Origin of the sequence: Micromonospora sp. NPDC000089, from assembly GCF_042899365.1 — a bacterium.
Lineage (GTDB): Bacteria > Actinomycetota > Actinomycetes > Mycobacteriales > Micromonosporaceae > Micromonospora.
Map to the genome: position 1 here is coordinate 1 of NZ_JBIAZT010000033.1, position 2,740 is coordinate 2,740.

Below are 2,740 nucleotides of genomic sequence, written 5' to 3' on the forward strand. Positions count from 1 at the left end.
CCTCAGCACCCAACGTCGACCGCTGCCACAACGCATAGTCCGCGTACTGCAACGGCAACGGCGCCCACTGCGGAACCCGCCCCGCCACCCGCGCCCGATACGCCACAGACAGATCCGCGCCGAACGGTCGCGCGGAGATTCCGTCGCTGACGCTGTGGTGGAACAGGACCATCAGGACGTAATCGTCGGTGCCGTCCACCGAGATGAGGTCGACCCGCATCGCGTTCTCGGTCGCCAGGTCGAACACGTACTCGACCGCGCGTTGCAGCATCTCGGGAACGTCCTGCTCGGTGCACCGGCTGCGATGCACCGGCTGGGCGGCGGCCGGCATCACCACCTGCACCGGTTGGCCGTCGACCTCCCGCAGCAGGGTCCGAAGGATCTCGTGGCGGGCCACCACGTCGTCGACGGCGAGCTGGAAAGCGTCTACGTCCAGCCGTCCGGTCAGCCGGTAGATGAACGGCAGGTTGTAGGTGGCGCTGGGACCTTCGAGCTGGTTGAGGAACCACAACCGCTGCTGCGCGTACGACATCGGCACCTGCTCCGGGCGCGGCATGGCGCTCAACGCGGTACGGCCCCGCCCGGCGGTGTCCAACCGCCGTGCCAACCCGGCCGGCGTGGCCGCCTCGAACACCGCACGCACCGCCACCTCGGCCCGGAATGCCGACCTGATCAGCGAAACCAGCTGAGTGGCCAACAGCGAGTGCCCACCCAGATCGAAGAAGTTGTCGTCCACCCCCACCATGTCCACGCCGAGCACCTCGGCGAACAGACCGCACAGGATCTCCTCCTGCGCGCTCGCCTGCCCGCGGTCGGGAGCGGTGTTGCTGGTGCGTACCGGCGCGGACAACGCCGCCTCGTTGAACCTGCCGTCGGTGTGGCGCGGCAGCTGGTCCAGCACGACGAGGTCGTCCGGGACCTGGTAGGCGGGTAGCAGCCACCGGGCGTACTCGTCGAGTTCGGCCACGTCCAGCTCGTCGTGCGGGACGACGTACGCCACCAACCGCCGTGCGCCCGGCGCGTCCTGCCGAACGAGGACCGCAGCCTCGGCGATCCCCGGGTGGCTGGCTAGGGCGATCTCGATCTCAGCTAGCTCGAACCGGTGTCCGCGGATCTCCGCGACCAGGTGCGGAGCCGCGCCCCAGTCAAGTTGTCCGTCGGGGTTCCAGCGGACGCGGTCCCCGGTCCGGTACAGCCGCGCGCCGGTCGGGTCGAATGGATTCGTCACGAACCGGTCCGACTGAGGGTCCGCGCCGACAAGACCGTCGCGCGGCATCCGTCGGCCGGTCAGGCACAGCTCACCCACCACACCGTCGGCCGACAGCGCGAGGTTCTCGTCGAGAACGTACGCCGATATGCCGTCGCAGGGTCGACCAATCGGCAACCGGTCCGGCACCTCGCTTGCCTGGCCCCAGGAGGCGGAGGCGGCGAGCAGGGACATCTCGGCCGGCCCGTAGCCGGTGCGGACGCGGATCCCCGGACAGTGCCGGAGGATCCGGCGGACCGCATCGGACGACGGCACCCGCCCGCGTACCGTGACCTCGCGGACGCTCGCCAGTGCCGCCGGCCGCTCCTCGGCCAGGACAGCGAACAGGCCTGCGGGCACGTCCACGGCGGTGACGTGCTCGTCCTCGACGAGCCAGCCGACCTGCTCAGCACTCAGATCGTCCTCGTCCGCGATGACCACCGTCCCGCCACGGGTCAGCGGAAACCACAGCCCGGGCGCGGACGGGTCAAGCCCGTACGGTGCCACGATCAGCACTCGCTGCAGGTCCTGCGGAGTGATGAGGGAGTCGTTGAGCTGATCGAGGACACCTTGGTGGGTGACCGCGAGGCCGACGGGTCCCGCTGTCGTGCCAACGGCCGCGAGGGCGGGGTCGGTGTGTCGCCCGGCGACAACCGGATCGGTGCCGGGCCGGGCGGGGTCAACATCGTCGGCCCACACCACGGTGCCGCAGTCGGGCAGCGCGCCGGAGTTCGTGGTCCGGGCGGTGAGCAGCACCTGGACGCCGTACCTGTCGAGCACCAGTCGCAGGCGGTCCGGTGCCAGCGCCGGCCGCAACGGCACACAGTAGGAGCCCGACTTGAGCACCGCGAGCATCGACACCACGAACTCGACCGAGGGGTCCAGGACCGTGGCCACCGGGCGACCTGGCCCAGCCCCCGCCTCGATGAGCTGGTGCGCCAGCCGGTTGGCCCGCTCGTCAAGTTCGCGGTATGTCAGGGAATTCCCGCCGCAGTGCACCGCCACGGCGGACGGCGTCCGGGCGACCTGTCGACCGAATGCCTGCGGCAGGGTGAGTGCAACGACGGGGTCCGAGACCAGTTCGCGACCGTCGCCCTGGCGCAGCAGCCGGGCGCGTTCCTCGGCGTCGAGCAGTTCGATCGCGTTGAGCGACTGGCCGGGATCCGCCACCACCGACTCGAGCAGACGCACCATCCGGGCGAACAACCGGCGCACGGTCGCCGCATCGAACAGATCGACCGCGAACCGGATGATCGCCTCGATCGGCCCCGGCCGCTGGTCGGCCGCGCGGCTGGCCTGCAACATGATCGCGATGTCGAAGCGCGCGGCTTCGAGGTTAGCGGCGAATTCCTCGGTTTCGAGGCCGGGCAACTGCGGCGTCGCCGGGCCGTCCAGGTTCACCTGCTGCATGATCTGGAACAGAGGGTTGCGACCCGCCGAGCGTGGCGGGTTGACCGCCTCGACGACCCGTTCGAACGGCACGTCCTGGTGCTC

At 70.3% G+C, this 2,740-nt stretch carries 1 protein-coding gene; it reads right to left on the reverse strand.

Features of this window, described 5'->3' with window-relative positions; all coding sequences use genetic code 11:
- On the reverse strand, positions 1 to 2,728 hold a 2,728-nt coding region (locus ACFY3U_RS27780; protein ID WP_387206939.1), incomplete at its 3' end, for an AMP-binding protein.
- Between the last annotated feature and the right edge of the window lie 12 nt (positions 2,729 to 2,740).